The 22128-nt window shown below is 69.5% G+C and carries 22 protein-coding genes; 13 read left to right on the plus strand and 9 right to left on the minus strand.

Annotation, left to right across the window (positions count from 1 at the left end; genetic code table 11):
* The first annotated feature begins 61 nt into the window (after positions 1-61).
* From ACWEOE_RS11115 to ACWEOE_RS11130, 4 genes are all read left to right on the plus strand, one after another.
* Positions 62-1327, plus strand: a complete 1266-nt coding sequence (locus ACWEOE_RS11115; protein ID WP_452007055.1) for a glycine cleavage T C-terminal barrel domain-containing protein — start codon at positions 62-64, stop codon at positions 1325-1327.
* Entirely contained in the window at positions 1324-2151 is an 828-nt protein-coding gene (gene folP, locus ACWEOE_RS11120; protein ID WP_452007057.1) for a dihydropteroate synthase, read from the plus strand. Before ACWEOE_RS11115 ends, folP begins: the two co-directional genes overlap by 4 nt.
* A gap of 262 nt (positions 2152-2413) precedes the next feature.
* Complete coding sequence (rlmN, locus tag ACWEOE_RS11125; protein WP_452007059.1) at positions 2414-3520, plus strand: 23S rRNA (adenine(2503)-C(2))-methyltransferase RlmN; 1107 nt, start codon at positions 2414-2416, stop codon at positions 3518-3520.
* A gap of 29 nt (positions 3521-3549) precedes the next feature.
* The gene (locus ACWEOE_RS11130; protein ID WP_452007060.1) at positions 3550-3822 is read left to right on the plus strand and encodes a hypothetical protein; all 273 of its coding nucleotides are present in this window, start codon (positions 3550-3552) and stop codon (positions 3820-3822) included.
* 324 nt (positions 3823-4146) lie between these two features.
* Here the strand turns inward: ACWEOE_RS11130 and ACWEOE_RS11135 are convergent, their stop codons facing one another.
* Both ACWEOE_RS11135 and ACWEOE_RS11140 read right to left on the minus strand, forming a co-directional pair.
* Positions 4147-5649 carry a GMC family oxidoreductase gene (locus tag ACWEOE_RS11135; RefSeq protein WP_452007062.1) on the minus strand — a complete coding sequence of 501 codons (1503 nt, stop codon included), beginning with the start codon at positions 5647-5649 and terminating at the stop codon, positions 4147-4149.
* Positions 5650-5962: 313 nt separating this feature from the next.
* On the minus strand, positions 5963-7309 hold the full coding sequence (locus ACWEOE_RS11140) for an MFS transporter (protein WP_452007064.1): 1347 nt from the start codon (positions 7307-7309) through the stop codon (positions 5963-5965).
* A 196-nt stretch (positions 7310-7505) separates the two neighbouring features.
* On the opposite strand from ACWEOE_RS11140, the gene ACWEOE_RS11145 reads away from it, so the two are divergent.
* Positions 7506-8093 (plus strand): TetR/AcrR family transcriptional regulator, encoded by a 588-nt coding sequence (locus tag ACWEOE_RS11145; RefSeq protein WP_452007066.1) that lies wholly within the window; start codon positions 7506-7508, stop codon positions 8091-8093.
* Between the two features lies 1 nt (position 8094).
* Here ACWEOE_RS11145 and ACWEOE_RS11150 read toward each other — a convergent pair whose 3' ends face one another.
* Genes ACWEOE_RS11150 through ACWEOE_RS11160 form a run of 3 tightly spaced genes read right to left on the minus strand, consistent with a single transcriptional unit; the run spans position 8095 to position 9628 of the window.
* Positions 8095-8322: a hypothetical protein gene (locus ACWEOE_RS11150; RefSeq protein WP_452007068.1), complete on the minus strand. Its 228-nt coding sequence runs from the start codon at positions 8320-8322 to the stop codon at positions 8095-8097.
* A gap of 34 nt (positions 8323-8356) precedes the next feature.
* Positions 8357-9154 carry a methyltransferase domain-containing protein gene (locus ACWEOE_RS11155; RefSeq protein WP_452007070.1) on the minus strand — a complete coding sequence of 266 codons (798 nt, stop codon included), beginning with the start codon at positions 9152-9154 and terminating at the stop codon, positions 8357-8359.
* A 21-nt stretch (positions 9155-9175) separates the two neighbouring features.
* Positions 9176-9628 carry a DUF3237 domain-containing protein gene (locus ACWEOE_RS11160; protein WP_452007072.1) on the minus strand — a complete coding sequence of 151 codons (453 nt, stop codon included), beginning with the start codon at positions 9626-9628 and terminating at the stop codon, positions 9176-9178.
* 137 nt (positions 9629-9765) lie between these two features.
* On the opposite strand from ACWEOE_RS11160, the gene ACWEOE_RS11165 reads away from it, so the two are divergent.
* From ACWEOE_RS11165 to ACWEOE_RS11180, 4 genes are all read left to right on the plus strand, one after another.
* A complete protein-coding gene (locus ACWEOE_RS11165; RefSeq protein ID WP_452007074.1) occupies positions 9766-10170 on the plus strand; it encodes a MarR family winged helix-turn-helix transcriptional regulator in 405 nt (134 codons plus the stop codon).
* Entirely contained in the window at positions 10170-11207 is a 1038-nt protein-coding gene (trpS, locus tag ACWEOE_RS11170; protein ID WP_452007076.1) for a tryptophan--tRNA ligase, read from the plus strand. The genes ACWEOE_RS11165 and trpS overlap by 1 nt, the downstream gene beginning before the upstream one ends.
* An 846-nt stretch (positions 11208-12053) precedes the next feature.
* Entirely contained in the window at positions 12054-12854 is an 801-nt protein-coding gene (locus tag ACWEOE_RS11175) for a choice-of-anchor P family protein (protein WP_452007078.1), read from the plus strand.
* A 20-nt stretch (positions 12855-12874) separates the two neighbouring features.
* The gene (locus tag ACWEOE_RS11180; RefSeq protein WP_452007244.1) at positions 12875-13465 is read left to right on the plus strand and encodes a class F sortase; all 591 of its coding nucleotides are present in this window, start codon (positions 12875-12877) and stop codon (positions 13463-13465) included.
* A 78-nt stretch (positions 13466-13543) separates the two neighbouring features.
* Here the strand turns inward: ACWEOE_RS11180 and ACWEOE_RS11185 are convergent, their stop codons facing one another.
* Positions 13544-13792 (minus strand): hypothetical protein, encoded by a 249-nt coding sequence (locus ACWEOE_RS11185; RefSeq protein ID WP_452007080.1) that lies wholly within the window; start codon positions 13790-13792, stop codon positions 13544-13546.
* A 210-nt stretch (positions 13793-14002) separates the two neighbouring features.
* On the opposite strand from ACWEOE_RS11185, the gene ACWEOE_RS11190 reads away from it, so the two are divergent.
* Both ACWEOE_RS11190 and ACWEOE_RS11195 read left to right on the plus strand, forming a co-directional pair.
* A complete protein-coding gene (locus tag ACWEOE_RS11190; RefSeq protein WP_452007082.1) occupies positions 14003-15385 on the plus strand; it encodes an FAD-binding oxidoreductase in 1383 nt (460 codons plus the stop codon).
* 127 nt (positions 15386-15512) lie between these two features.
* Entirely contained in the window at positions 15513-17279 is a 1767-nt protein-coding gene (locus tag ACWEOE_RS11195; protein ID WP_452007084.1) for an MFS transporter, read from the plus strand.
* A 55-nt stretch (positions 17280-17334) separates the two neighbouring features.
* Here ACWEOE_RS11195 and ACWEOE_RS11200 read toward each other — a convergent pair whose 3' ends face one another.
* The 3 genes from ACWEOE_RS11200 to ACWEOE_RS11210 all read right to left on the minus strand — a co-directional run bounded on the left by ACWEOE_RS11200 (position 17335) and on the right by ACWEOE_RS11210 (position 19477).
* A complete protein-coding gene (locus ACWEOE_RS11200) occupies positions 17335-18402 on the minus strand; it encodes an acyltransferase family protein (protein ID WP_452007086.1) in 1068 nt (355 codons plus the stop codon).
* Positions 18403-18515: 113 nt separating this feature from the next.
* Positions 18516-19196 carry a peptidylprolyl isomerase gene (locus tag ACWEOE_RS11205; RefSeq protein ID WP_452007088.1) on the minus strand — a complete coding sequence of 227 codons (681 nt, stop codon included), beginning with the start codon at positions 19194-19196 and terminating at the stop codon, positions 18516-18518.
* A gap of 26 nt (positions 19197-19222) precedes the next feature.
* A complete protein-coding gene (locus ACWEOE_RS11210) occupies positions 19223-19477 on the minus strand; it encodes a DUF2631 domain-containing protein (RefSeq protein WP_452007090.1) in 255 nt (84 codons plus the stop codon).
* 104 nt (positions 19478-19581) lie between these two features.
* Between ACWEOE_RS11210 and dxr the strand changes: the two genes are divergently transcribed.
* Together dxr and ACWEOE_RS11220 are read left to right on the plus strand one after the other, a co-directional pair.
* The gene (gene dxr / locus ACWEOE_RS11215) at positions 19582-20787 is read left to right on the plus strand and encodes a 1-deoxy-D-xylulose-5-phosphate reductoisomerase (RefSeq protein ID WP_452007092.1); all 1206 of its coding nucleotides are present in this window, start codon (positions 19582-19584) and stop codon (positions 20785-20787) included.
* 3 nt (positions 20788-20790) lie between these two features.
* Entirely contained in the window at positions 20791-22017 is a 1227-nt protein-coding gene (locus ACWEOE_RS11220) for a M50 family metallopeptidase (protein ID WP_452007094.1), read from the plus strand.
* The last annotated feature ends 111 nt before the right edge of the window (positions 22018-22128 follow it).

Genomic DNA, 22128 nt, shown 5'->3' on the forward strand with positions numbered 1-22128 from the left:
ACGTCGACGTGATCACACCCGATCCGGAAGGGGACCGACCGTGAAGTTCAGCGTCGAAAGCATGCGGACGCCGCCCGAGATTTACGCGTGGAGCCGTTTCGGCAGTCCCGAGTACACGGACTGGCTCGACGAGAGCATGTCGTGGAAGCAGACCTGCTACATCGGCGACTGGTCTTTTCTGTGGCAGCACCGGATTCGCGGAAAGGACGCGCTGCGTCTTTTGTCGGGGATCACCGTGAACACGTTCGAGAACTTCCGGGTCGGCCAGTCGAAACACGCCATCCACACCAACGTCGACGGAAAGGTGATCCACGAAGGAATCCTCACGCGCTTCGGCGACGACGATTTCGTGCTGCACGGCCGGGGCGGGTTCCTGGTGAACCACGAAGCCGCGTCGAGCGGTCACGACGTTTCGCTGACCCGGGAAGACTGGTTCATCTTCCAGGTCTCGGGGCCGACCGCACTCAAGGTGCTCTCGAAGCTCGCCGATCCCGAGAAACTGCTCGAGACGAGGTTCATGTGGGTCGCGCCGATCCGGATCGCCGGGCACGAGGTGTACGCGCTGCGCCAGGGGATGGCGGGGGAGATCGGGTTCGAGCTGCAGGGTCCTCGTGAGTTCGGGCAGGAGGTGTACGACGCCGTCGTCGAGGCAGGGCAGGAGTTCGGGATCCGGAAGCTGGGCGGGCGGGTGGCGATGATCAACCATCTGGAGGCGTCCTACCCCACCATTGCCACCGACTACATCCCGGCGATCTTCGACGAAGGGATGGCTGACTACCTGGAGGTGTTCCGCTCGTCGATGCCGGCTTTCGCGCAGCCCGCCTATGTGGCGGGCAGTTTCGAGGGGAAGCGGATCAGCGACTACTACCGCAGCCCGGTCGAGCTCGGCTGGGCCCGGACGATCAACTTCGACCACGAGTTCCGCGGCCGTACAGCGTTGATGGAGGAGAAGGCCAATCCGCGCCGAGTGCTGCGAACGCTGGTGTGGAACAGTGAAGACGTGCGCAAGGTCCACGACTCCTTGTTCGAGCCGGGACAGAACTACACGTACATGGAAATGCCGCGCGATCAGCGGGGAATGATGTGGGCCGACCGGGTCGAACGCGACGGAAACGTCGTCGGCGTCGCGACTTCCCGGGGTTACAGTTACTATTTCCGCCAAATGCTGTCCCTGGCGACGATCGACGTCGCGCACAGCGAGATCGGCACCGAGCTCACGGTCGTGTGGGGCAATCCGGGGAACCCGGAGCTGCCGATCCGCGTCACAGTCGCGCAGGCGCCGTACAAGCAGGACGACCGGCGGGGTGACCTGCGCAAGATCGCATGACGGCTCTCGCGATGGCTCCTTGCGCGGTGATGGGCATCCTCAACGTCACGCCGGATTCGTTCTCCGACGGCGACCGCTACGCCGCGCGTTCGGCGGCCGTGGCCCACGGCCTGGCGCTGTGGTCCGCCGGCGCGTCCTACGTCGACGTGGGCGGCGAATCCACGCGCCCGGGCGCCGAGCGCGTTCCGGTCGAGGAGGAACTGCCGCGGGTCGTGCCGGTCGTCGAGGAGCTGTGCTCGGCGGGCGTCGCCGTCAGCGTCGACACGACCCGCGCGGCCGTGGCGGAGGCTGCCCTCGCCGCCGGGGCCACGCTGGTGAACGACGTCAGCGGCGGCCTGGCCGACCCGGCCATGGCTCGGGTGGTGGCGGAGTCCGGGGCCTCGTGGGTCCTCACTCACTGGCGCGGGCCCAGCCGGCACATGAACTCGGCGGCGACGTACCCGTCCGATGTCGTCGGCACGGTCGTGGCCGAGCTCTCGGTGCGCGTCGAGGCCGCCCTCGCCGCCGGCGTGCGCGCGGAGCAGCTCATCCTTGACCCTGGCCTCGGCTTCGCGAAGCTGGCCCACCACGACTGGGCTGTGCTTTCGGGCCTGCGTGCCCTGGTGGGGCTGGGCTTCCCGGTGCTGGTCGGAGCCTCCCGCAAACGTTTTCTCGGCCACGCCGTGGACCGCCCCACCTGCGACCGCGACGCGGCTACGGCGGCCGTCACGGTCCTTGCCGCTCACGCCGGTGCGTGGGGCGTGCGGGTGCACGACGTTGCGGGGTCGGTGGACGCGGTGCGGGTGGTGGAGGCGGTGCGGGGTGCACGGGTTGGTGCGGTGTGAGTGGCTTGGCTCCCGTTGCGCCGCGGCCACGGCGGCTGTCGCGGTCCTGGCCGCGCGTGCGGTGGGGTTCCATGACCTTGATGGCGTAGGCCGCTGCGCGTGTGGTCGGGGTCCGGGGAACGCGGCCGTGATGCTCGGGGCGTGGGGTGCGGGCGGGGACGCGGGGCGTCCTCCGTGCTCGGCACCATGGGCAACGTGGGCGCCGTCGTCACCTTGGACCACCCGAACGGGTTTGACCGACATGTGGGATACTGGATCGGTTATGACTGCCCTCCCCCTTGTTTTCGATGCGCCCAAGCGCGGCCTGCCGCCGCGCCATCTTGCGGACCTTTCGGTGGCCGAGCGGGCCGCGGCGGTGGTGGAGCTGGGGGAGAAGGCGTTCCGCGCGAAGCAGTTGTCGAACCACTACTTCTCGCGGCTGACCGTCGACCCGGCCGACATGACGGACATTCCCGCGGCTGCGCGGGAGCGGCTCGTCGCGGATCTCATGCCGTCGCTGCTCACCGAGGTGCGCGCCCTGTCCGCCGACGGCGGCGCGACGCGCAAGACGCTCTGGCGCGCCCACGACGGCACGCTGCTCGAAAGCGTCCTCATGCGCTACCCGGACCGCGCGACGCTCTGCATCTCCAGCCAGGCCGGCTGCGGCATGGCGTGCCCCTTCTGCGCGACCGGCCAGGGCGGCCTCGACCGCAACCTCTCGACGGCCGAGATCGTGGACCAGGTCCGCTCCGCCGCCGCGGTCATGCGCGACGGCGCAATGCCCGGCGGCCCCGGCCGCCTCTCGAACATCGTCTTCATGGGCATGGGTGAACCGCTCGCGAACTACAAGCGGGTGGTGGCCGCGGTGCGGCGGATCACGGATCCTTCCCCCGAGGGCCTGGGGATCGGGCAGCGTTCGGTGACGGTGTCGACGGTGGGTCTGGCCCCGGCGATCCGGAAGCTGGCGGACGAGAAGATGCAGGTGCGGCTGGCGGTGTCGCTGCACACGCCGGATGACGAGCTGCGCGACACGCTGGTGCCGGTGAACAACCGCTGGTCGGTGGACGAGGTCCTCGAGGCAGCGCGGTATTACGCGGACACGTCGGGCCGCCGGGTGTCGATCGAGTACGCGCTCATCCGGGACATCAACGACCAGCCGTGGCGCGCGGAACTGCTGGCGAAGCGGTTGCGCAAGCACCTGGGCCAGCTCGTGCACGTGAACGTGATCCCGCTGAACCCGACGCCGGGCAGCAAGTGGGACGCCTCCCCGAAGCCGGTGGAGCGCGAGTTCGTACGGTTGGTCAACGCCGGTGGTGTGGCGTGCACGGTGCGCGACACGCGGGGTCAGGACATTGCTGCCGCGTGTGGGCAGTTGGCTGCTGAAGGCTGAGTTTTTCGTTCGGTGATGGAGAAGTCGTTGTGATCGCTACCCCGTGCCTGCTGGACCCGGCGGCGGAAGAACTGAAGCTCGCGGGCGGGAGCACCGCCATCGACGTGGCCCGCACGGCCCGCACGCTGCTGGGCGAGCGGTTCGATTCGGAGAGCTTCATGTACGTGCTGATGCGCGCGTACGCGGTGGACTTCCACGCCGCACGTGACGCCTCGCGCTGGCAGGGCTTCGGCGAAAGCCGGCGGGCGCTGTCGGATGCGGATCTGGAAGTGCTGCTCGCGCCCTGGCTCGCCACGAATTGAGCAAGGCGCGCTCGACACGCTGGTGAAGCGGCTTGTCGACCCCGTGATGAAAGATGCGCGGTTCAAGCGGCTCGGCGGTTTCGAAACCGGTCGAGTTCGGCTGGGGCCGATGGGGACCAAGCTCAAGGCACCCGAAGGTCTCCGCATTGATCATCCGGCGATGAGCTCTCGGCGGAGGGTTCGGCTGGATCACGCCGAACTGGAAGACCTGATCGCCCGCGGTGCCGACCGGGACCTCCTGGAATGGTTACGCCGACGGCTGCACACGCGTCCCCACCCCGGAGCACCCACCCGCCGCCAGTTGACGACGGGTGGGTCCGGTGATCACTGCCCCAACGGCCCCGGATCGGTGAGCAGCCAGCCGGCGATGCGATCCGCGATCATCATCGTCGTGACGTTCGTCGGGGCGCTGGGCGCGAGCGGCATGATCGACGCGTCGGCGACGAGCAGGCCTTCGATGCCGTGCACCCGGCCGCGGTTGTCGACGACCGGGCCCATCGCCACCGTGGACGTCGGGTGGGCGTAGACGTCCAGCTGTTCCAGCACCGCGCGCTCCAGCCCCTCGTCGGAGACATCCGGCCCCGGCGTCATCTCCCGGTCGACCACCTTGGCGAACGCCGGTGACGTGCCGATGCGGCGGGACAGCCGGACGGCCTCGAGCATCCGCTCCTTGTCACGCGGCGTCGCCAGCAGGTTGTACGAGATGGCGGGTGCGCCGTGCGGGTTCCGGGGGTCGAGGCGGACCTGGCCGCGGGACTCCGGCTGGGTCACCGACACGGCCAGTACCATCGCGCCGCCCGTGGGGCTCGCGGCCGGGTCGAACAGGTGGGTGGCCGAGATGTGCACGTCGAGATCGCCCGGGAGTGCGCTGGACGACGAGGTCCAGAGGATCGCGCCCGCCGCGGGGTGCATCGAGTTGGCGTCCGGCCGCAGGGCGTAGACGTTGTAGTAGAAGGGGTGTTCCTGCAAGCCGTCGCCGACCGGCAGGTCGGCGACCACCTCGATGCCGAGCGAGCCGAGGTGGTCGGCGGGGCCGATGCCGGACCGCATCAGCACGGCGGGGCTGCCGTAGGCGCCGGCGGCCAGCACGACCGTGCCCGCCCGGAACTCCGTGCCGTCGGCCGCGACGACGCCCACCGCCTTGCGGCCGTCCAGCAGCACGTGCGAGACCTCGGTGTTGTCGACGATCCGCAGCCCGGACCTGCTCCGGACGCCATCGTCGAGGAAGGCGATGCCGGTGTTGATCCGCCGGCCGGAGATCACGTTCAGCGGATACGGCCCGACACCCTCCGGCGCGGCACCGTTGAAGTCCTCCACCCGGCCGAAGCCGAGTTCGGCCGCGCCCTCGATGAAGGCCAGCTGTGACGGCGTGAGCTCCTCGGGCCGGCGGGTGCGGATCGGCAGCGGGCCACTGCGGCCGCGGAGCTCGTCGCCGCCGTCGGTGGTGTTCTCGATCGCGCGGAACGACGGGAGCACCTCGTCCCACGTCCAGCCCTCGATTCCCGCCGCCGCCCACTTGGCGAAGTCGGCGGGACGGCTGCGGATCGCCACCGCGGCGTTGACCGCCGATGAGCCGCCCAGCGCCTTGCCCCGGATCGCCGGGATGCGCCGGCCCAGCTGGCCGCTGTCGGCGGTGTACCCCCAGTCGTGCCCGTCGGGCCCGCCCACGGTGTCGGCATCGGCGAGGTCGGCCGGGTAGAGGTTCGGGGGAAACGAGCGCCCGGCCTCGATCAGGACCACCGAGCGCCCACCCGCGCTCAAGCGGTTCGCGAGCACCGCACCGGCCGACCCGCCACCGACGATCAGGTAGTCGGAACCCGCGCTCATCGCCCGGATCCCGTCGCCAGGACCCGGCTGGCGCCGAACGGCACCCTCCGGTCTCGATGCTTGCGCTGGGGGTGCCTGATCAGCACGTGATCACTCCTCGATGGGCCGGTCGCCGCGGGCAGGTAAAAGACAGCACTACTGACAGTACCGTCTCTTTACTATCTGTACCTGTCTTGAGAAGCGGGAAACCAGTCTCCATCGGCTCAGATTTCACCGAAATCGTTGCCGGCCCGGCAGACGCGACCGAGGGGCCGCACCCGCTCGGGCACGGCCCCTCGGCGCTGAAAACACCGTGTGATGGGGACGGAAGGGATCACACGGAGTCGAGGTCGGCACTGCCCCGGGCCAGCGCCGCCCGGCTGACGCCCAGCACGCAGCCGAGCGACAGCAGCGAAACCAGGCAGACGTAGACGGCGACCGAGACGACCGTGCCGGTGGCCCGCGCCAGCGAAGCCGCGATGATCGGGGCGAGCGCGCCGCCCAGCAGCACACCCATCTGGAAACTGGTCGACGCGGCGCTGAAGCGCACCCGGGCGTCGAACATCTCCACGATGAACGTGGCCTGCGGGCCGTAGCTGACGCTGAAGAAGACCGCGCCCACGACGTAAGCCCCCAGCACGGCGGCGAAGTTGCCGCTCGCGACCGCGAGGATCGTCGGGTAGATCCACACGGCCATCGCCGCGAGGCCCACCAGGATCATGCGGCGCCGGCCGAACCGTTCGCTCATGGAGCCGAAGTAAGGCAGCGCCGCGCACGCGACCACCCCGGAGATCATGATGGCGGTGAGCAGCGAAGCCCGGTCCATCGACTTCGAGGAGGCGGCGTAGCTCAGGGCGTAGGTGTTGACGATGTAGTAGTAGGCGCCGGTGCTGATCATCGACCCGATCGCGAGCAGGATCTGCTTGGGGTACGCGCGGATCGCCGTGATCAGCGGCGCGCGCTGCTCTTCCTTGCGCTCTCGGACCTTCTCGAAGACCGGTGTCTCGCGCAGCCGCAGCCGCACCACGAGCCCCACGACCACCAGGGCGATGCTGACGAGGAACGGGATCCGCCAGCCCCACGCCATGAACTGCTGCTCGGGCAGCTGGGAGACCAGCAGGAAGATCAGCGTGGACAGGACCAGCCCGGCCGGGACCCCGACCTGCGGCAGACTGCCGTAGAGGCCGCGTTTGCGTGGCGACGCGTATTCCACGGCCGTGAGCACCGCGCCGCCCCATTCGCCGCCGACGCCGAAGCCCTGCACGAGGCGCAGCAGCACCATGAGGATCGGTGCCCACACGCCTACCTGCGCGTAGGTGGGCAGCACGCCCATGAGGAACGTCGCGAACCCCATCATCGTCAGCGACAGGACCAGCATCTTCTTGCGGCCGATGCGGTCGCCGAAGTGGCCGAGGATGATGCCGCCGACCGGCCGGGCGCCGAACCCGATCGCGAACGTGGAGAACGCGAGCAGCGAACCGGCGAGCGGGTCGGCGGACGGGAAGTACAGCGGCGCGATGACCAGGGCGGCGGCGATCCCGTAGAGCTGGAAGTCGTACCACTCGATGGTCGTGCCGATCAGCACCGAGAGCGCGACCCGGCGCATGGGTGGCCGGGCGTGTGTCCCGGGGGCCTCCGTCGTCGCCGGTGCTCCCGCACCCGGCGTCGGCTCACTGGCCATGGAGCTCTCCTCGTCGCTTTGGGGACGGCGGGGAGCACCGTCCGAACCTGATGACTGCACTGGCATTCAGGAGCGAGGGCGGCCGCGTGGCGGTGGCTGGTGTCGGCCGTTCGCGAGATCGACCGGCCGGAGTCCCCGGTCGATGGTTAATGAACGTTAATTAATGGGGGTGGAAAGAGACGATAGTCTGGATGCTGTGACCAAGTCAACGGCCGTCTCGCCGCAGGCCGTGCACGAAGCTGCTCGCGACCTGTTCGCGAGGCAGGGCTACCGCGGCACGTCGATGAAGGACATCGCGCAGGTCCTGGCGGTCTCGGCGCCGAACCTCTACAACCACGTCCCGTCGAAGCAGGATCTGCTCTACCGGATCATGGACGTGGCGATGGACCGCGCCCTGACCGCGCTCGCCACGGCCCTCGACGGCGTGACGGACCTGGCCGACCAGCTGCGGCGCGCCACTGAGGTCACGGTGCTGGACTTCCTCGAGAACCCTGCCGAGGTCACGGTCTGCAACAGCGAGATCCGCAACCTCGACACCCCGCTGCGCCAGGCCATCATCGACAAACGCGACGCCTACGGCGCGCAAATCCTCTCGATCGTCGACCGTGGGTGCGCGCAAGGCCTGTTCGACGTGCCCGAGCCGCGGGTCGCGTCGTTCGCGATCCTGGAGATGGGCAACAACGCGAAGGCGTGGTTCCACCCGGACGGGCACTACAGCGCGGCGGAAGTGGCCGCGCTGTACGGCACTTTCGCCCTGCGGATCGTCGGCTACCGGCTCCCGTAGCTCACGCGCGTTCCGCGCCCGCCAGGAGCCGTTCGGCCATCGCGCGGGCCAACCGCACGGGTTCGGCGTTCTTCGCGGCTTTCGAACCGGCCAGGCCGCCGTCGTAGCGCACGGCGAGCTGCGGGATGAGGGCGTGCGGGTCCGCGATGCCGGCCGCGCCCAGCTCGCGGGACCAGTTCTCTTCGACGCACGATCGGGAATCCAACAGCGCGCCACGCCGCCGCGTCAACGCTTGTGCGTAACCGTGACCGCGGAAACGGTCCTCAGGCGATGGCGAGGATTTCCCCGTGCAGCAAGGAAATCCAGCCGTCCGGATTGTCCGTCCAGCGGCGCCACGCGGCGGAGATCTCGTCGAGTTCCTCCTGGGTCGCCAGGCCGTCGCGCAGGGATTGGGCGGCGATGTCCGACTCGAGGATGCGGTCGGCCCACATGCCGCCCCAGTAGGTGCGGGCGTCGGGGGTCGCGAAGCACCACGTGGTGGACGACGGGCGGACGTCGGTGAAGCCCGCGGCGTGGGCCCACGCCAGGAGACGACGGCCGGCGTCCGGTTCGCCGCCGTTGGCGCGGGCGGCGCGCTGGTAGAGCGCGAGCCAGCGGTCGAGGACCGGGTCGGCCGGGTACCACGTGAAGGCGGCGTAGTCGGAGTCCCGCGCGGCGACCACGCCGCCGGGCCGGCAGACGCGCCGCATCTCCCGCAGGGCCTGCACCGGGTCGGCCACGTGCTGCAGCACCTGGTGCGCGTGGACGATGTCGAACGTGTCGTCGGGGAAGTCGAGGCCATGGACGTCGCCGACCACGAAGTCGATGTTGTCCTGGCCGCGGCGCCCGGCTTCGGCCCGGCCGAGGTCGCGCGCGGTTTCCGTGAGTTCGACGGCGGTGACCCGGCCCGGCGCGACCAGAGCGGCCAGTTCGGCCGTGATCGTGCCGGCGCCGCTGCCGATTTCGAGCAACGTCTGCCCGGGCGCGAGCCGCGGGAGCAGGTACGCGGCGGAGTTCTCCGCGGTCCGCTGCCGGTGCGAGCGCAGGACGGACTCCTGATAGCCGTGCGTGTAAGCCGCCATGGCGCCAACCTAGCCCAGGGGCTACAGCACCTCGAAGACCTCGACCTTCACCGTCGACTGCGTGCGTTCTCCGCGTGCGACAGTCACCACCCGGTTGAGCCACTCCGTCTCCGGGCTGCCCGCTTCGAACAGCAGGCATTCGCGGAAGTAGTACGAGTCCGGGTCCACCGGCTCGCCCGCCGCCATGCGCCGCAGGACCTCGGCCGGGCCGTGGCGCAGGCCGCGGCCGGTCACGTAGACGAGGTCGCCGTGCTCCGTGCGCAGGGTGGTGCGCACGTCGATCTCGGCCACGCCGTCGGGGCGGATGAGCTGGTAGTCGGCGCCGCCGGGCAGCACCTCGCCGCTCAGGCGTTCCCCGGTGAAGGTCCCGCCGAGGACGTCGATCACGCGGCGCTCGCCGTGGGGTCCGTTGTGGACGAACTTCGGCGCGGCGAGCCGCACGTCGAGGGTGAACAGGGGCGCGAGGTCGAGCACGGGTGCTCCTTCGGTGGTTGTAGTACACTCGTGTACGAAACATTCGTACACGAGAGATCAGCGCCGTGTCGAGGTGTTGTGTCGAGAACGGAGGAGTGGTGGTCCGTGCCGAGCGAACCGGGTTGCGAGGCAACCACGTGATCATCTTGCGCAGGGCCGTCCAGGCCACCACCGCGTGCTGGCAGGAGCGCATCACCGAGATCACGCCGCCCCAGTACACGGTGCTGCTCGCGCTGGAGGCCAACCCCCGGGCGAGCCTCACCGAGGTCACCGCGGTGACCATGATCGACTCCGCCACGCTCACGCCGCTGGTCTCCCGGCTCGTCGAACGCGGGCTGCTGACCCGCACGACCGACCCGGCCAGCGCGCGCCGGAAGCTGCTCGGGCTCACCGAGGAAGGTGCGGCGTTGCTCAAAAAGGTCAAACCTCGCGCCCGGGCGGCCGAGAAGGCGAGCCTCGAACCGTTGAGCGCCGAAGAGCGCGAGCAGCTGCTGGCGCTGACCACGAAGATCGTCGAACACCACCGAGGACGGAACTCCTGATGACCGACCCGGCCGTGGCGCGCAGCGCCGAGCTCGAGGCCGAGATCCTCAAGTCGCCGGCCGACTTCCGCGTGCTCACCGGCGACCGGCCGACCGGGCCGCTGCACCTGGGGCACTACTTCGGCACCCTGCAGAACCGAGTTCGTCTGCAGAACCAGGGCGTCGACACGATCCTCGTGATCGCCGACTACCAGGTGCTGACGGACCGCGACGTCGCCGACGACCTGCCCGGCCACGTGCGGGAGCTGGTGCTCGACTACCTCGCCGTGGGCATCGACCCCGAGCGTTCGACGGTGTTCACCCACAGCGCGCTGCCCGCGCTCAACCAGCTGCTGCTGCCGTTCCTGAGCCTCGTGACCGTGCCCGAGCTGCAACGCAACCCGACCGTGAAGGAGGAGATCGCGCACTCGCACCAGGGTTCGGTGAGCGGCCTGATGTTCACCTACCCGGTGCACCAGGCGGCGGACATCCTGTTCTGCAAGGCCAATCTCGTGCCCGTCGGGCGTGACCAGCTGCCGCACCTCGAGGTGACGCGGACCATCGCCCGCCGCTTCAACGACCGGTACGGCCCCGTTTTCCCCGAGCCGGAGGCGTTGTTGTCGGCGGCGCCGTCGCTGCTCGGCACCGACGGCCGGAAGATGAGCAAGAGCCGCGGCAACGCGATCGCCCTGCGGGCCAGTGCGGACGAGACCGCGCGGCTCATCAAGGGCGCGAAAACCGACTCCGACCGCGTGATCACCTACGATCCCGAGCAGCGGCCCGAGGTGTCGAGCCTGGTGCTGCTGGCCGCGTTGTGCCGGGGCGTCGTGCCGTCGGAAATCGCGCAGGAGGTGGGTGGCGGCGGTGGTGGCGTGCTCAAGCGCGTGGTGACCGAAGCCGTCAACGACTACTTCGCGCCGATCCGGCAGCGCCGGGCGGAGTTCGCCGGCGATCCGGCGCTGGTGTCCGAGCTGCTGCGCGACGGCAACCTGCGCGCGTCCGCCGCGGCGGACGCGACGCTGGCCGAGGTGCGGGAGGCGATGGCGACGGTCTACTGAGGACCGTTTTCGGACTCGTCTTCCGTCGCGATCGGTTCAACTTCGCCTCCGGTGGCCGGCGCCGCGGTACACGGGCGGGTTGCACGTCACCGGCACCAGAAACGGATGCTGAGGGACCGCATCGCGTCGCAGGTGCCTTCGGAGCGCCTCGGTCAGCCGGAGGACATCGCCGAGGTCGTCGCCTTCCTGGCCGGCCCCGGGCCGCTGGGTCAACGGCCAGAACATCTTCGCCAACGGCGGAGCTATCTGACCCGCTGGACGGGCCGACGCGACGGGGAGGGGAGCCGAGGGGGTTCCCCTCCTCTCTTGTGTGTCCGTGGTTGTCGCCGGCGTGCTCAGTGGCTCGCCCGGTGCGCCGACGTCGTCACCGCGGCGTAGACGACCGAGTACCTGCGTACGCGCTGACGGGGAATGCCGCCCATGCTCCATTGTGGACAATTCCGGACGACGATTCCGTGCGTCTCGGGTTGTGCGACTTTGACGAGAAACTCACGGTCTGCCGTAGTGGTCACATGACGGTGAGTGGCGGCCGATCACCCATCCCTAGGATCACTCCGAAGAGTGGAAGGGGGAGCATTCCGCCAAGTGGGCGCGGGACCACCCTTGCGCAGCGTAAGAAAACCGAGCGCAACCCAGCGCGTTACATCACTCTTTAGTGGTGAAATTGCGGAAAACGTGGTCACAAACTCGGCTGACCGGCGCGCACCGCAGCGGATCTTGCTTTGCAATTCCGGGCCCCCTTGATAGCGTCGCGTTCCTCGCCGGTGATCGACAGTTGCGTCGGGTCACGCGTGGATTCGGGGATCCGCGGGCGGGTTCCATTCTTGGTGTTCGAAAGGACAATTCATGCGTTCTGCCCTGCTGCGCGGACGGACCCTCGTGGTCGCCGCTCCAGCCCTCGCCCTGCTCGCCACCGCCGCCCCCTCGGCGGTCGCCGCCGACGCGCCCGCCGGGTCGGCCTACGGTGCGTCCGCGTCGGTCTCGCTGCTCGCGGGAGTGCTGGGGGACAAGGGAATCTCCGTGGAGACGGGCAAGATCGCGCCGTCGAACACCGACGGTCCCACGTCGGCCGAGGTGGTGAACGTGCCGCTGAAGGGCCTCGTCACGGCGAAGGCGGTGAGCAGCTCGGCCAAGAAGACCGAGGGCCAGGTCGCGTCGAAGGCCTCGATCGTCGACGCCACGCTGCCCGTGCTCACCCCGCTCGCGGGCGCGACACCGAAGGCGCGCGTGATCAGCTCCGAGTGCACGTCGACGGCCGACGGCATCAAGGCCTCCTCCGAGCTCGCCGGCCTCGACCTCGGCCGCATCGGCAAGCTGCCCGTGGGCACCGCGCCGAACCAGAAGCTCGGCGTTCCGGGCGTGGTGCAGGTGATCGTGAACGAGCAGATCAAGCACGAAGACGGCTCGTTGACGGTCAACGCCCTGCACGTGAAGCTCCTCGGCGGCAAGGCCACCGGTGCGCTGGGCAGCGGCGACATCGTCCTCGCCTCCGCCACCTGCGCGAAGGTCGCCGCGACGCCGAGCGAGCCCACGAAGCCCACCGCGCCCGCGAAGCCGCCGGCCCAGGGCCCCGGCCAGGTCACGGTGATCCCGGCCGGCGCGCCGGAAACCGGTGACGGCTCGCTCGCCACCGTCTTCGCCCAGTGAGCGCGGTGAACGACCGCCCGGTGATCCGCCGCCGCCTCGGGTTCTTCGCGCTGCTGGTGGCGCTCGTCGCCACCTTCGCGCTGTCCGGCTGCGGCGCGGCGCCGGCCCCGGCGCAGCAGCCGGCCGCGCCCGCGAGCGCCGCACCGCAGCTCGGGCTCTCCCGCTCGGTGCCGGTGTCGCTCGACGTGCCGAGCATCGATGCGCACTCGTCGCTGGTGCAGCTGGGCCTCAACGCCGACAAGACCGTGCAGGTCCCGCCGGTGACCGAACCGCTGCAGGCGGGCTGGTACGAAAACAGCCCGACGCCGGGCCAGGTCGGCCCCGCCGTGGTGCTCGGGCACATCGACGGCAACCACCAGAAGGGCATCTTCTGGCGCCTGCACGAGGTCAAGAAGGGCGACCAGGTCGTGATCGGGCGCCAGGACGGGTCGAAGGCCACGTTCACCGTCACGAAGGTCGACCAGATCGCGAAGAAGGAATTCCCCACCGAAGCGGTCTACGGCAACACCAGCGACCCGCAGATCCGCCTCATCACGTGCGGCGGGGCGTTCGACGCCGCCGCGCACAGCTACCTCGACAACATCATCGTCTACGGCTCGCTCAACACGTAGGCGTCCCGGACCAGGGCCCTGCCGACTCGCGCTCGGGCGAGTCGACAGGGCCCTGCCCTTTCCCACCCCCGTGGTATCTCACGCCGCTGCGGCTGCTGTCGTCAGCAGGGCCGCGCCTGCCGGCGTCAGCTCCGCCGGCACCTGCTGCCCGACGAGCCCGAGCCGCGCCGGGCGCACGAGCCCCTCGTGGGCCAGGGCGTGGGCGGCGAACTGATCGCAGCACGGCAGACCGTCCACGAACAGGTCCGGTTCGGCACTGCACGTCACCCGCGCGCGCCCGGCGGCGACGGCCCGCAACATCGCGATCCCGCGTGAGCTGGTTTCCATGGCTGCCTTCTGAAGTCGCTCCTTACCTCTACGTCGAAGCTGAGGCCGCCGTTTCGACATCGCCGCCCCTACTGTGTCGATTGTTACCGATCCGACCACAGTCACGGCCGAATGACTTCGCAGCAACGGTTACGTGCCGCGAGGGGGTCGGCCTACTTTTGGTCGGATCAGTAACTTGGCGGGAGAAGCCGCGATGTGACGGGAGTGCCCATGCTGATCGACGACCTGCAAGCCGTCCTGCCGCCCGAGGTCCTCGTGCGTGATCCCGACGTGCTGCGCGGGTTCGCCCACGACGAGGCCGAGTGGGCACCGTGGGCGCTGCCCGAGGTCGTGGTGCGGCCGCGCTCGGCCGAGGACGTGCAGGCCGCGGTGCAGGTGTGCGTGAAACACGGCGCGCCCGTGGTCACGCGCGGCGCCGGCACCGGGCTGTCCGGCGGCGCCAACGCCGTGGCCGGCTGCGTCGTGCTGGTCACCGACCGCATGACGGCGATCCACGAGATCGACCCGGTCGAACGCCTCGCGGTGGTCGGGCCCGGCGTCGTGAACGACGCCCTGCGCGCGGCCTGCGCGGAGCACGGCCTCTGGTACCCGCCCGACCCGGCGAGCTCCCCGTGGTCGACGATCGGCGGCAATGTCGCCACCAACGCTGGCGGCGTGTGCTGCGTGAAGTACGGCGTCACTCGGGATTACGTGCTCGGCCTCCAGGTCGTCACCGGCACCGGTGAGCTCGTGCGGCTCGGACGCCGCACCGCGAAGGGCGTGGCGGGTTACGACCTGGCCGGCCTGATGGTCGGGTCCGAGGGCACGCTCGGCGTGATCACCGAGATCACCGTGCGCCTGCGCGGCAAGCGCGCGCCCGAGCGCACCGTGGCGGGCTACTTCGACTCCACGGTCGCCGCGGGTGAGGCGGCCGCGGCGATCCGCGCGGCCGGCGTGGTGCCCTCGGCGCTCGAACTCGTCGACCGGCACTGCCTGGTGGCCGTGGACGAGTGGAAGAACATGGGCCTTTCGGCCGACGCCGAGGTGGTGCTGCTGGGCCGCAGCGACGCCCCGGGCGCGGCGGGGGAGCACGAGGCCACCGTGATGCTGGAGTGCTTCGAAAAGGCAGGCGCGAGCTGGGCGGCACAGTCGTCGGACCAGGCGGAGGCCGACGCGTTGTTCGCCGCGCGGCGCTTGGCCTACCCGGCGCTGGAGCGGCTCGGCCCGGTGCTCACCGAGGACGTCTGCGTGCCCACGCACCTCGTGCCCGAGATGCTCGCCCGCATCGACCTCGCGGCGAAGCGGCACAACACGCACATCGCCAACGTGGCCCACATCGGCGACGGCAACCTGCACCCGTTGCTCAGCACCCCCCTCGGCGACGAGGACGCGCGCCGGCGCGCGCAGGCCGCGTTCGACGACATCGTGGCCGACGCGCTGGCGCTGGGCGGCACCGTGACCGGCGAGCACGGCGTGGGGCTGCTCAAGCGGACCGGCCTGGAAAACGAGCTCGCACCGGCCGTGCTCCAGATGCACCGAGCCGTGAAAAACGCGCTCGACCCCCACGGAATCCTCAATCCCGGGAAGGTTTTCGCTTTTCACTCGGTCGAGTGAAAGTAAATAGTCCTCAAAGGACAGTAAAGGTGCTGTGACGGTTCTCTCGTAACCGATCTTTGAAGTTGGTTGCCACAGGCAACCAACTTGCTTAGCCTAGCTAAGGGAACGAGAGAAAGGTTTGACCGTGGCTGAGCGCAGAACGTATTCACTCGCGGAACTGGGCCCGCGATACAAGTGGATCGCGCTGTCCAACACGACGCTGGGCATGCTGATCGCGACGATCAACTCGTCGATCGTGCTCATCGCCCTGCCCGACATCTTCAAGGGCATCGGGATCAACCCGCTGGAGCCGGCGAACACCAGCTACCTGCTGTGGATGATCATGGGCTTCCTGGTGGTCACCGCCGTGCTGGTGGTGAGCTTCGGGCGGCTGGGGGACATGTACGGCCGCGCCAGGATGTACAACCTCGGCTTCGCGGTGTTCACGGTGTCGTCGATCTTCCTCGCCATCACCTGGTTCGACGGTGACGCGGCGGCCCTGTGGCTCATCGGCTGGCGCATCGTGCAGGGCATCGGCGGCGCGTTCCTCATGGCCAACTCTTCGGCCATCCTCACCGACGCGTTCCCGGCCAACCAGCGTGGTCTCGCCCTGGGCATGAACGGTGTCGCGGCCATCGCCGGCTCGTTCCTCGGCCTGGTCGTCGGCGGTGTGCTCGCGCCCGTCGACTGGAACCTGATCTTCCTGGTGTCGGTGCCGTTCGGCATCGTCGGCACCATCTGGGCGTACGTGAAGCTGCACGACACCGGCGTGCGCAAGCACGCGAAGATGGACTGGTGGGGCAACATCACCTTCGCGGTCGGCCTCATCGCCGTGCTCGTGGGCATCACCTACGGCATCCAGCCCTACGGCTCCTCGCCCACCGGCTGGGGCAGCCCGATGGTGCTCGCGTGCCTCATCGGCGGCGTCGCGGTGCTGATCGCGTTCGTGGTCATCGAGACCAAGGTGGCCAACCCGCTGTTCCGGCTTTCGCTGTTCCGGATCCGCTCGTTCAGCTGGGGCAACCTGGCGAACCTCACGGCTTCGCTCGGCCGCGGCGGCCTGCAGTTCATCCTGATCATCTGGCTGCAGGGCATCTGGCTGCCGCAGCACGGCTACACCTTCGAGCAGACCCCGCTGTGGGCCGGCATCTACATGCTGCCCATGACCGTGGGCTTCCTGGTGTCCGCGCCGACGGCCGGCATCCTGTCCGACCGCATCGGCAGCCGGCTGCTCGCCTCCAGCGGACTGGTGATCACCGCGGCGACGTTCCTGTTGCTGATCCTGCTGCCGGTGAACTTCAACTACTGGGCCTTCGCGGCGATCCTGCTCATCAACGGCATCGGCATGGGCATGTTCTCCTCGCCCAACCGCGCCGAGGTCATGAACAGCCTGCCGGCGGACGCCCGCGGTTCCGGCGCGGGCATGATGACCACCTTCCAGAACGCGGCCATGGTGCTCTCGATCGGCTTCTTCTTCAGCCTGATCATCGCCGGTCTCTCCGACAACCTGCCCAACGCGATGTTCCAGGGCCTCACCGCCCACGGCGTGCCGGCCGCGTCGGCGAACCAGGTTGCGCACCTGCCCGCGGTGGCCGTGTTGTTCGCCGCGTTCCTCGGTTACAACCCGATCCAGCAGCTGCTGGGTGGCCAGCTGGGCAGCCTGCCGCCGGACCAGGCGTCGTTCCTGACCGGGCGCAGCTTCTTCCCGAACCTGATCTCGGGACCGTTCCAGGACGGGTTGGCCGTGGCGTTCGGCTTCGCCATCGTGGTGTGCCTGATCGGCGCGGTGGCTTCGGTGCTGACGAAGGACAAGGGCAAGACTTCGGAATCGGTGGGGGAGGAGCTGGCGGCCGTCGCCGGCGAGTCCGGTGCCGGGCCGAGCGAGCTGGTGGCGCCCACCAGCGAACGCTGAGACCACTTCTGGGTGCACGGGCCGCTCCGGGACTACGGTTCCGGGGCGGCCCCTCTTATGCCGGGACGGGTTCCTTGGCAGGGACGGGTTTTGCCGGCTTCGCCGTGACCCGGCGGCCGAGCGCGATCATCGGCAGCTCCACCCAGCGGTACAGCAGATCGGCCATCAGCAACGCGACGGCCGTCACGCCCACCGCGGTGAGCGTGCGCGGGTGCGCCAGCTGCGGCACGAGCCCCGCGAGCGTCCAGCCGGCGATGGACTGGATGAGGTAGAGCGAGTACGACCGCTCCCCGATGAACCGCAGCGGCGTGATCGACAGGAGTTTCGCCGGCGGCCCGCCCGCGACCAGGGACGGCAGCAGCAGGGCCACGAGCACCGCGTAGGTCGTGCCGAGGGCGACTCCGCCGTCGTCGTGCAGCGCGGCGGTGAGGTCGGTGAAGAACACCTGCGTCACCACGATCGCCGCGGCCACCACGATGCCCGCCGCCGGGTGCGTGAAGGGCTTGAGAACCGCGAATCCTCGCTTGTGGTGCAGCGCGATCGCCACGGTGCACCCGATCACGATCGACGAGTACGCCCCGGAGTACGGCAGCACCGGCACCAACGCGACGAGCGCGACCACCAGGCCGAGCGCGAGGCTGACCCTTCTGGCGAAGCGGAGGCGGGCGACCCCGAAGGCGAGCAACGGCCACACCAGGTAGAACTTCTGCTCCACCCCGAGCGTCCACGCCACGCCGAACACCCCGACGACGTGGAACTCGTTGAGGAACGTCGCGAACCAGGGCAGCGCCCCCAGCAGCCCGCTCGACCGCAGCTCCCCGCGCGCGAACGTGACCACGACGAAGATCGCGAGCACGACGTAGTACACCGGCAGGATCCGGAAGGCCCGCCGCAGGTAGAAATTCCTGAGCGACAGACGGCCGTTGCGGTCTTCCGCGCGCAACGCGAGCGTCGTGATGAGGAACCCGGAGAGCACGAAGAACACGTGCACGCCGATCCAGCCGTTCGCGCGCACCCAGGCACTGCCCCCGAAGTGGAACAGCACCACGAGCACCGCCGCGATGGCCCGCACCCCGTCGAGCGCCGGAAACCGCCTGGTGGCGAGGTAGGTTTCGTGGCTCATCAGCATGAGGTCCCCCATCCGCCGCCCGAGTGCTTGCGTACTGTAATTGGATCTCGGGGGCGTTCACTCGTTGGGGTGACGCGTGCTGATCAAGCCGGAACGGCCGGTTCGACCTACCAGCCGAACGACGCCGAACCGATCTTCACCGGATTCTTCGGCGCGCCGTCCAACGGTCCGTCGGGATCCGTCGGCACGATGCCGTCCGCCACCATCCGGTCGATCACCCCCATCCCGCGCACGACCTTCCCCAGCACCGAGTACTGGGCCGGGATGTGGGCGAAGGAATGGACTATGAAGAACTCCGACCCGTTCGTGCCCGGGCCCTGGTTCCCCATCGCGATCGTGCCGCGGTCGTAGGTCTCCGCGCCCGAGACCTCGTCCGGGAACTTGTAGCCCGGCCCGCCCTTTTCGACCTCGTACAGGTCACCGCACTGGAGGACGCCGAGGCGTTCGGAATCGGACAGGCGCCAGCACTGGGAACGGTCGTAGAAGTGCTGCAGGACCAGCGACACCATGTTCGCCACGGCGCACGGAGCTGCCCCGGCACGGTTCAGGCGCACGGTGACCGGGCCGTAGTTGAAGTGGAAGGTCACGTCGACCGTGCCGCGCGTCAAGGCGAAGGGCAGCGGGCGCAGTACCGGCCGGGCCGCCGGGTTGTCCGGGGTCGGGGTGAAGGTGCAGCCGACCACAGGCGCCGCAGCAGAAACGGCGGCAGACGCAGCAGTGGCCGGCCCGGCGAACAACGCCAGACCGGCCACGACCGAAAGAACGAGAGCGACCCAGCGTGACTTCATAGCCCCGCAAGGTAGCGAAGATCGACCTACTTGCGCCAGGCCGTGCGGCGCTTGCGGAAGTCGAGCACGAGCAACAGGGCGAGGAACGCGGCGAGGCCGATGAGCCACACGTTCTCGGTGTTGTTCTCGTGGTTGCCCTTGAGCATGAGCAGCAGGATGACCACGCTGACCCAGCCGGCGACGCGCGTGGCGGTCGGGAACGAGCCGTGCCAGCCCCACTCGGCCGACGGCTCGTCGCGCGGGTCCACCGCGGGGCGCTTCTCGATCGCCTTGCCTGCCACGATCACTCCTCCTGACCCGCTCAACCTCGTACGGCGCAATGATCCCACACCCCCGGGTGCGCCGCGGAGACGGGCCGTGCGTCGGCGGGCGATAATGGCGCGCGATGACTACCTCGCGAAGCGTCCTCGTGCTCGGTTCGACCGGGTCCGTCGGGGCACAGGCCCTCGACGTCGCCGCCCGTTACCCCCACCTGTTCACCGTCGCGGGCATCGCCGCGGGCGGGTCCGACCCGCAGGCGCTCGCCGCGCAGGCCCTGGCCCACGGCGTGCAGGCCGTGGCCGTGAGCCGCCCGACGGTGGTCGAAGACCTGCAGCTCGCGTTGTACGCCGAGGCGCAGCATCGTGGCTACTCGAAGGGCGAGTTCCGCATCCCGCGCATCTTCGCCGGTGCCGACGCCGTGACGGAGCTCATCGACTCCGTCAACGTGGACGTGATCCTCAACGCACTGCCGGGCTCGCAGGGGCTCGGCCCGACGCTGAAGGCGTTGGCCACCGGCTCGACGCTCGCGCTGGCCAACAAGGAGTCCCTTATCGCGGGCGGGCCGCTGGTGCTCGCGGCGGCCAAACCGGGGCAGCTCGTGCCGGTGGACTCCGAGCACTCGGCCATCGCGCAGGCCCTGCGCGCCGGGCGGGACAACGAGGTGGCGCGCCTGGTGCTCACGGCGTCGGGTGGGCCGTTCCGGGGCAAGAAGCGCGAGGACCTCACGGACGTCACCGTCGAGCAGGCCATGGCGCACCCCACGTGGTCCATGGGCCCGGTCATCACCATCAACTCGGCCACGCTGATCAACAAGGGCCTCGAGCTGATCGAGGCCGCGCTGCTGTTCGGCATCGAGCCCGCGCGCATCGACGTGACCGTGCACCCGCAGTCGATCGTGCACTCGATGGTGACGTTCACCGACGGCTCGACCATCGCCCAGGCCAGCCCGCCCGACATGCGGCTGCCGATCGCGCTGGCGCTGCACTGGCCCGAGCGCGTGCCCGGCGTGGCCGCGGCGTGCTCGTGGGACACGGCCGCCAGCTGGACGTTCGAACCGCTCGACAACGAGGCCTTCCCCTCGGTGGAGCTCGCGCGCCACGTCGGCACCGTCGGCGGCTGCCTGCCCGCCGTCTACAACGCGGCGAACGAGGAGGCGGTGGCGGCCTTCCTGGCGCAGAACAGCAGCTTCACGTCGATTGTGGACACTGTTTCGCAGGTGGTGGAAGCCGCTGACGAATGGCGCCGCGAGCCTCGCGACGTCGACGACGTACTCGCCGCCGAGCGCTGGGCTCGGGCGCGCGCCGGATCGATGCTGGGTAAGGGGAAGTAGCGCGTGCTCGTCAAGAACATTCTCGGGGTGGTGCTGTTCGCCCTGGGCATCTGCCTCTCCGTCGCGCTGCACGAGGCCGGCCACATGGTCACGGCCAAGATGTTCGGGATGAAGGTCCGCCGGTACTTCATCGGGTTCGGGCCCACGATCTTCTCCTTCCGCCGCGGCGAGACCGAGTACGGCGCGAAGTGGATCCCGCTCGGCGGGTTCTGCGACATCGCCGGCATGACCGCGCTCGACGAGGTGACGCCCGACGAGGCGCCGCGTGCGATGTGGCGGTTCAAGACGTGGAAGCGCACCGTCGTGATGTCGGCCGGTTCGATCACGCACTTCATCCTCGGCTTCATCGTGCTCTACCTGATGTCGATCACGATGGGCCTGCCGAACATCGCGGCCGCGTCGGAGCCGTGGCCGCCAGTCATCCAGAGCACGTCCTGCGCCCGCACGGCCACCACCCCGCAGCAGCTCAACGACCTCACGTGCCCGCCGGGGGCGCCCACTCCGGCAAAAACCGCCGGACTCAAGGAAGGCGACAAGATCGTCGCCGTCGCGGGCAAGCCCACCCCGAGCTGGACCGACGTGCTGCAGGTCGTACAGGACGCGAAGGGCGTCACGCCGATCACCGTGCAGCGCGGCAACCAGACCCTGACCTTGCAGGTGGACATCCCCCGCGTGCAGCGCCTGGGCACCGACGGCAAGGTGCACGAGGTCGGCATGATGGGCGCGTCCACCGTGACCCCGCCGCAGTACCTGCACTACAACGGCATCACCGGCATCGGCGCCACGTTCTCCTTCACCGGCGACATGTTCGCCCAGACCGCCGTGCGGCTCGTGCAGTTCCCGGAGCGCGTGCCCGGCGTGGTCAACGCCATCTTCGGCGGCGAGCGCGACCCCAACGGGCCCGTCAGCGTCGTCGGCGCCAGCCGCATCGGCGGCGAGGCCGTGGAGCAGGGGCTCTGGGAGATCTTCTTCTTCCTGCTGGCCAGCCTGAACTTCTTCATCGGCGTGTTCAACCTGCTGCCCCTGCTGCCGCTGGACGGTGGGCACATCGCCGTCGCCTGGTACGAGAGGGTGCGCGACTGGTTGCGCGGGTTGCGCGGCAAGGCGGCCGGGGGACCGGTCGACTACACGAAGCTGTCGGCGATCACGATGGTGCTCGTCGTCGTCGGCGGTGGCGTGACTCTACTGACGGTCGTCGCGGACATCGTGAACCCGATTCGCTTGCAGTAGCGCGTCCCACCGGTCGGGGCAGCACCCGGCCGGTGGGCCCCCGACCGGGCGTAACGCTGCTCACCGTGACGGTTGACTTCGTTGAGGCAGGGCCGGATGGAGTAGGTAGGC

The sequence above is a fragment of the Amycolatopsis sp. NPDC004368 genome, assembly GCF_053602515.1.